General features: G+C 45.2%; 4 protein-coding genes and 1 pseudogene. 3 read left to right on the top strand and 2 right to left on the bottom strand.

All coding sequences use genetic code 11. The features are described 5' to 3' along the window. Positions 1-12 precede the first annotated feature (12 nt). Positions 13-1,500, bottom strand: a complete 1,488-nt coding sequence (locus tag DFQ00_RS17440; RefSeq protein WP_110897762.1) for a methyl-accepting chemotaxis protein — start codon at positions 1,498-1,500, stop codon at positions 13-15. Positions 1,501-1,798: 298 nt separating this feature from the next. Here DFQ00_RS17440 and DFQ00_RS17445 point away from each other — a divergent pair, with 298 nt between their 5' ends. Together DFQ00_RS17445 and DFQ00_RS17450 are read left to right on the top strand one after the other, a co-directional pair. Beyond that, positions 1,799-3,406 (top strand): response regulator transcription factor, encoded by a 1,608-nt coding sequence (locus DFQ00_RS17445; RefSeq protein WP_110897763.1) that lies wholly within the window; start codon positions 1,799-1,801, stop codon positions 3,404-3,406. A gap of 347 nt (positions 3,407-3,753) precedes the next feature. Further along, positions 3,754-5,433, top strand: coding sequence for a type 2 periplasmic-binding domain-containing protein (locus DFQ00_RS17450; protein WP_110897764.1), 1,680 nt, complete (start codon positions 3,754-3,756; stop codon positions 5,431-5,433). 881 nt (positions 5,434-6,314) lie between these two features. Here DFQ00_RS17450 and DFQ00_RS17460 read toward each other — a convergent pair. After that, positions 6,315-7,049, bottom strand: coding sequence for a UBA domain-containing protein (locus tag DFQ00_RS17460; protein ID WP_110897766.1), 735 nt, complete (start codon positions 7,047-7,049; stop codon positions 6,315-6,317). A 235-nt stretch (positions 7,050-7,284) separates the two neighbouring features. Between DFQ00_RS17460 and DFQ00_RS17465 the strand changes: the two are divergent. Further along, positions 7,285-7,731, top strand: a pseudogene (locus DFQ00_RS17465) (ABC transporter substrate-binding protein); the annotation flags it as partial.

The raw sequence follows: 7,731 nt of genomic DNA on the forward strand, positions 1-7,731 counted from the left end.
CTGTTTCGTTTCTTACGTCTCAATGTATTTATCCATTTGCTGCGCTGCTGTCATAAGCTGAGTGACCAGCTGCACCGATTCCTCTGACTTCTCCAGGAAGGAATTGAGCAATTGCAGATTTTCCTCAAACTGAGCATTAATCTGCTGCGATGCCTTGGTTGTATCCTGCATCGAACTGCTAATCGTGCCCGTTGCCTCAAGCGCAGCCGTAATATCCTGATTCACTGGCGTCATCTTGTCTTTGACCATCTCCACACCCGTATAGATATGGTTTAGTACCTCGCTATTTTTTACAATTAGCTGATCCTGTTCCTGATTCAGCTGTTTCAATCCCTGAATTGCGGACACATTGTTGTCCATGCCCTGCACAATTTCCTTCACAATCGTGGATATATTTACTGAAGCCTGAGCGGATTCATTCGATAATTTGCGCACCTGCTCAGCGATGATGCCGAACCCCCTACCCGCTTCCCCTGCACGGGCCGATTCGATTGAAGCATTCAGCGCCAGCAATTGCGTCTGTCCCGCCATCTCTGCAATGAAGGCCAGAATCTTCTCGATCTCTTCCGTTTTCGTCATGAGACTCGTCATTTCCGCATAGAACAGATCATAGTTCTCCTTCACAATCTGACTCTTCTGCTGCAGCTCACTGGAGGTGGACTGACCCGTTTCCACAACCTCGCTCATCGCTACAAAAGCTTGCTGCATCTCACCCGACAGGGTCAGCGTCTCTGTCATATTGTTTTGCATCCGCGTGACCAGTTGCACCTCATTCTTAATTCGCCTATCCGTTGCCGAGATGGATGTTGTCATCTCCGACAGGCTTTCAATAATTCGGTTGGATGAAGCCGCCGTGTCCTGTACATTTTCATATACCCGCTTGGAGCTTAGGTTCGATATTTTGACCATCTCCAGCAGATCGTTCAGGATGGCCTGCTGGGACAGCTGGGATTGCTGAATCTGCTCCACAGACGTGCGTACCGTTTGTCTTGCCTTTTCATACAGATGCACCACCACAAATACAGCAACGACAAAAGCAATTAACGAGCCATACTGGATCAGCGTCTGGGATTGAACCTCCGTTGTCATCGGCTGCCCGCCCAGCTTTTTGACTGTACCCACCACGTTGATCGTCAGTATAACCGTACAGACCGTTGTCAGCTCTTTGCGTGAAGCCGATAAAATTTCGAATGCCAGAATTGGAAACGCAAACACAAAGGGCAGAAACGTCGGATACGTAATATACAGAAATCCGTAATAGAACACAAACGCACCTATCGTCAGCGGTTTAATAACCCTTGAATCCTTCTTCCGTATGTATAGAACCGTACTTACAATCGCACTGCCCATCGTCACCACGATAATTAGCAGCGCTTCCCAGATCGTACGCGTGTTGCTGAGATAATCGAATACCAGTCCCCCACTGGCTCCCAGCCCTGCCAACCAGCCCACAATCAGGGCAATTTTATTAATGGCCTTTAGAAAATCAGAATTCCCCATTCATTCTACGTTCCCCTCATTATCAAGTAGACTCCCACATGCAATTGATATCTTGCCTGACCAATACTGTACTCCCTATATATCGGATTTTTATTCAATATTGTTGATTATTCATTCAATTTTTTTATATCTCATTTGTAGAATCCCATCACATTGACCCCATGTTAAACGTACTTCGGGCAGACCTTGGACGACACGCGCTCCTTTCCATAGAGAAGCGGATTGTGGTTGTGATATACTGCTTGCAACACATGTCAGCTTAGAAGCGTGTAAACCCTCAAGCAAGGAGCATATTCACATGCAAATGATTATCGTAGACGACGAAGCACACTGGGTAGACAATCTGTCCATGACCAAGCCCTGGCATACGCTCGGGATTGAGCAGGTTCACCGGGCATACTCTGCTCGTGAAGCCCTGCAGCTCATTGAAACCCATCCTATTGATATTGTAATCTCGGACATTCAGATGCCGGAAATGACAGGCATAGAGCTGATCGAACGCATTCGCATCCGGGACAAAAAAATAAAATGCATCCTCTTATCCGGCTACTCCGAATTCGATTATGCCAAGAAAGCGATTCAGTACGAAGCTGTAGACTATCTGCTCAAACCGCCAACAGATGAGGAGCTTATCGGCGCAGTGCAGAAGGCCATCGACCAGCTTAACAATGAGTGGGCGCTTGTCAGCTCGCTGACACGGACGCAGTTTACCCTGCGCGAGAATTTGCCGCATTTGCAGGGGCGTCTTCTTTTGGAGGCTCTACAGGGACACCGGTTCTCCGCCAGCGAATGGGAGCGTAAGCTTGACAATTATGACCTGCCCTTCCACACCGGGGATGCCGCATTGATGCTGGTCCGTATGGAGGAGGAGTTCGGTCACTACGACAGCCATGATCAGACCCTGATCGAATATGCCATCATCAACATGGCGGAGGAGATTATGGGTGAGTTTATGCACGTGTGGGGTGTGAAGGAAGAGCACGGGTATGTTGTGTTTTTACTGCAATTGAAGGAACGAAGCGACGATATTGGAAAAGAAACCATTTTGGAGAAGCTCTCCATTCAGCTTCAATCCAAAGTAAAACAGTTTCTGAAGGGCTCCCTCTCCATTGTCATGACCGAGTGGTTCACCTTCCCGGATCAGATCTACGATCGCTTCCGTCAGGCTTCCGCCTATTTTCGCCAAATCGTCGGCGACGAGCGTGAATTTGTCATGCGAGTGACCGATGTTGAAGCACCTGCGGCACAAGGGCCGCTGGATGTGCTCTACACACCGCCTACCTTCATTCAGCTTCTGGAGAGCGGACAATGGGATGCTGCCGAGGACAAAATACATGCCGTCTGCGCCGAGCTGGACGAGAAATGGTCCGAATCGTGGGAGCACTGTATGGAGGCCGGTTTTCTCATCACCGCTGCCTTCACGAACCTGGCTCATCGGAACAAGCTGACCCTGGCAGGTCTCATGGGCAGTGATATCGAGCAGCTGCAAAGCGGCGAAGCCTTCTCCACCATCGGCAAGCTGCGTAAATGGTCGCTTGGCGTACTCACCAAGCTCAAGGAAGGCACGTCCAATGAAGTGAAGGATACCCGGTCGGAATATGTGAAGAAAATTCAGGAGTTTACCGATAAAAATCTGCATCTGGACGTGTCTTTACGTGTGCTTGCAGATCATGTAAATCTGCATCCAACACATCTGTCCAAGATTTATAAGATCGAGACAGGTGAAGGCATCAGTGAATATATCGCGCGCCTGCGTATGGATCGAGCCTGCCACAAGCTCGTCACCACCAGCAAAAAAGTCTATGAGATCAGTCTGGAGATTGGCTATATGGACCCGGCGTATTTTATCAAAGTGTTCAAACGGCAATTCGGCGTGACACCCCAAGAGTACCGTGACCAGCATTAAGCCAAAGTTTTTACACTTTCACTAAGAGAGTCCTATCGAAACTAACAAACTCATATAGATGCGCTCCCGCTCTACTTGGTACAGTTACACTTGTAGAGGTTGTTCAAAAAGTCCGCTTTTGATTACGAAGAATGCCTCACGGCATCATCAACATCGAATATGGGATTCAGCCGAAATAAGCGGGAGGCTTACGAAGTATGTTTCTTTTGGAAACATTTTAGTTGCTCACGTAGCTCTATCTACGCTCCGCTACTCCATTTCTAGCTTCATCCCATCTTCTCGGTACTGAAAACCGGCCTTTTTGAACACGCATTTGTAAAGATCATACATCGTAGGGGGATTGAACAATGATCAAATTCAAAACATGGTGGTCCTTGCTCATGGTCATCGCACTCATCACCATCACTGCATGCGGCAGTGGCGAGTCAGCCAGTGAGAAGGGTACGAATGATAAACAAGAGGCTGTCGGCTCTGCGGAAGCGGAAGCAGCGTTTGCCAAAGGAAAATACGACCCGCCCATCGAATTCAGCTCCGTGCTGATGCCGAAGAAATATGCACACGGTGATACCAAAGAGAACAACGTACATGACCGCTGGATGCTCGAAACGCTGGGCATGAAGCACAAAGATACGTGGTATCCAGCCAATGACGATCAATACAGACAGAAGCTGCAGCTGGCAATTGCGTCCGGCGAGAAGCTGCCGGATTTTGTAACCGTGCCAACGAACGCCGTACTGACGAATCAGCTGATCGACTCCGGTCAATTCATCGCTATTGATGAGCTGTTCGAGAAGTACGCGAGCAAAACGTTGAAAGATCACGCAGCAGCACATCCTGAGCTGTGGTATCCGTTCACCAAGGACGGCAAGAAATACAACATGCCAATCATGGAGTACACGGATAACGACGATACCCTGCTCTGGCTCCGTGAGGACTGGATGGAGAAGCTGAACCTGGAAGCGCCAAAAACCATCGCAGACCTTGAGAACATCATGGACAAATTCAAAAACGAGAACCCGGACGGTCTGTCTCCAGACAAAGTATTCCCGCTGGCCATCTCGCTCAAAAACAACACTAACACCTGGATGGGTGGACTCGACTGGTTGTTTGGTGCATACGGCACGATTGAAGAACAATGGAACAAAGATGCAAACGGCAATCTGGAGTACGGCTCCGTGAATCCGGGTGCGAAGCAAGCCCTTGCCAAGCTGGCTGAATGGATGGAAAAAGGATATATCCACGCCGACTCCGCGCTTTGGGACGAAGGTAAATCCGCTGAAAGCTGGACGGCTGGCAAAGCCGGCATCCTGCCTGGCGCAAACTGGGTACCGGACTGGCCTGCTCCAGACCTGCTGAAGAACGTACCTGGCGCGAAATACAAAGCCTACCCTGTTCCGGCTGGCCCAGACGGCAAGATCGGTACGAAATGGCAGAACTCTGGTGTCAACGCAAGTATCATGATCAACAAGGATGCGAAGCATCCCGAAGCGATCTTCCTGTACTACAACTACCTGCTGGATAACCTGGCGAATCCGAAAGCAGGAAGCCCGTACGAGTACGGCTTTGCGAAAGGGTACGACTGGGATGTTATAGACGGTAAACCGACCAGCGACAAGGACAAGATCAAAGACTTCTCCAACGAATTCCCGTTCCTGACCGGCCCAGCACGTATTCCAGATCTGTACATGAAAACACTCGTGAAGCTCGCGAACGGCGAGAAAGCTGAAACACCATACGAGAAACAAATCGCCGAGTTCCGTAAACCGGAAAACTGGTATGCAGGTAAAGTCGTGATGTCCCAGATCGACATCCGCAAACAAAACTATTTCACAGGCGCAGCTACACCAACCATGGTATCCAAGTGGAACCTGCTCCGTCAGTCCGAGCTTGAAACCTTCAACAAAATCATCTACGGCAAACTGCCCATCGATGCATTCGACCAATTCGTCACTAACTGGAAATCCAACGGCGGCGACCAGATCACCCAAGAGGTGAATGATTGGTTCAAGTCGGTAAGTGGGAAGTAAGGATTAGTTGTTGTGAAAAGTAAAGCATTAAAACCCGAGTCGAAGCGAGTGATTCATGCTTCGGCTTGTTTTCGTCTAGCTCAAATCACTAAACTTATTTGTATTCGGTCTTTCGCCATCTGACCACATTTAAGGTAAGGTACGTTTAGGGCCTTTCCTCAATACTCAAAATGATATCTATTATTCTTTATTTTCTTGTCTAAATCTCCTTACTCAAAGTAACAGGCTGATCGGCTTTATTGAAAAAGTTTAAAATTCCACGATATATCTGTTTCACATGATGTTCCCCACTCGGAAAAGTACTCCTTTATTCTCATGCTAGCAAAAATAATCCTTGAATTAGCCGCAATTTGTCTATCTTGAATATTGAAACACATACTTATTTAATATAATAACCTATGTATTACCCTAGCCTTTTGAAGCTCTCTATTTTAATTCAAGAAAATATCAAGATTATTTTCATGCTTGCCAAAGCACCTATGGCAGAGTATATTTAAACAGTTATAGATATTTTTAGAATATTATTAAAGGAGATTAATAATGAATAGAAGAGCGGCTGGAGTTTCATTTTGTTTTATAGCCACTATATTATATGTTTCGAGATATTTTATTGTAACGAGTGGTGTTGTAAATTATGCAGATTCGCCATTAAATATAGCATTAAGTCGGTTAAATGGACATGATGTTCTCCTAGTGCTGAGTATAATTTCTTTAATCATAGGAATCATTTACATCATAACTAGTGAGGTTAGAGGTGAAAAGTAAATACTTTAATTTTATATTAGAGTTAAAGATTAATTTTTTTTTTAACTTAATTCGATCCCCTAAACAAAAGGAAGAAGGTTATCCATTCTAACAGGATAACCTTTCTTCTTTATTTTTTAATATGGGGCCGTTTTGATTACTAAAATTCCATCAGCCTGACCATTTCCTAGTTCTCTTGCTGTGTAAATCTCAGTGTATTTTTTTGTTCTTACTGAGCCATTAAATGAATAAATTTCGTTTAAGTAACCAAAAGATTTATCCATAATCGGCGTGAATTCCGCCCAACTCATATGCCTAGCTCTTACTGTACTTTCTGTAACGTCAGCAAAACTAGTGGTTTTAGACCAGCTACCCCCTAGAGTTGTTGACACAGCTTTCTTATGCTGAAACGATAGCCCGAAATTTGCTGACCATGTCTGACTGGTAGAAGAAGAAATTGTTCTTTTAGCAGGATCTAGAGTTTCATTGTACACATACGTAGAAATACGTTTTGTAAGAGAAGTCATAGGTACGGCAGGTTTGAATGTAGTTTGTATATATCTCCAATAGTATTCATTAATTGCATTTGGTGTAATAATTTCATTGTTACCCGATGCGACATCCTCAAAAGTAAAATCTGTGTGCATTTGTGCATTATTATTTGTTTCTTCCAAAGCTTTATAGGCTTGAATTTCTTCTTTGCTAAGCTCAACCATCCCATTGTCAGTTACTCTATAAGCTTGAACAATTTCACCTTCTACTTCTGGTTTCTCTGAAATAGAATCATTGCTAGATGAGGCATATGCACCCGTAGGTAGAATCATCGCTCCAATAAGAAGTAAACTTGAAAATTTCAATAATATATTTTTCATTTTTTTCCTCCTAATTCAATATACTAGAATTATATGTATTAATTATAATCAATTCAACCCAATAAAAGAAATAATTACCTATTAGGTACATAGTATTAATCCAATTGAACTATTTTCACGAATTACATTTTATGTATTTATTACCTAAAATATCTTTAGATATTCGTAAAAAATAAGCTTACAATACCACTCTAAGCCTCCTTTTAGATTGATCTAATGTCGTACCACATTGTGTATGTATTCAATCAATTGGGATGTCGTAGACGGTAAACCGACCAGTGACAAAGAGAAGATCAAAGACTTCTCCAACGAATTCCCGTTCCTGACCGGCCCGGCGCGTATTCCAGATCTGTACATGAAAACACTCGTGAAGCTCGCGAACGGCGAGAAAGCTGAAACACCATACGAGAAACAAATGGCCGAATTCCGTAAACCGGAAAACTGGTATGCAGGTAAAGTCGTGATGTCCCAGATCGACATCCGCAAACAAAACTATTTCACAGGCGCAGCTACACCAACCATGGTATCCAAGTGGAACCTGCTCCGTCAGTCCGAGCTTGAAACCTTCAACAAAATCATCTACGGCAAACTGCCCATCGATGCATTCGACCAATTCGTCACTAACTGGAAATCCAACGGCGGCGACCAGATCACCCAAGAGGTGAATGATTGGTTCAAGTCT

The sequence above is a fragment of the Paenibacillus barcinonensis genome, from assembly GCF_003217495.1.
GTDB classification, from domain to species: Bacteria; Bacillota; Bacilli; order Paenibacillales; family Paenibacillaceae; genus Paenibacillus; species Paenibacillus barcinonensis.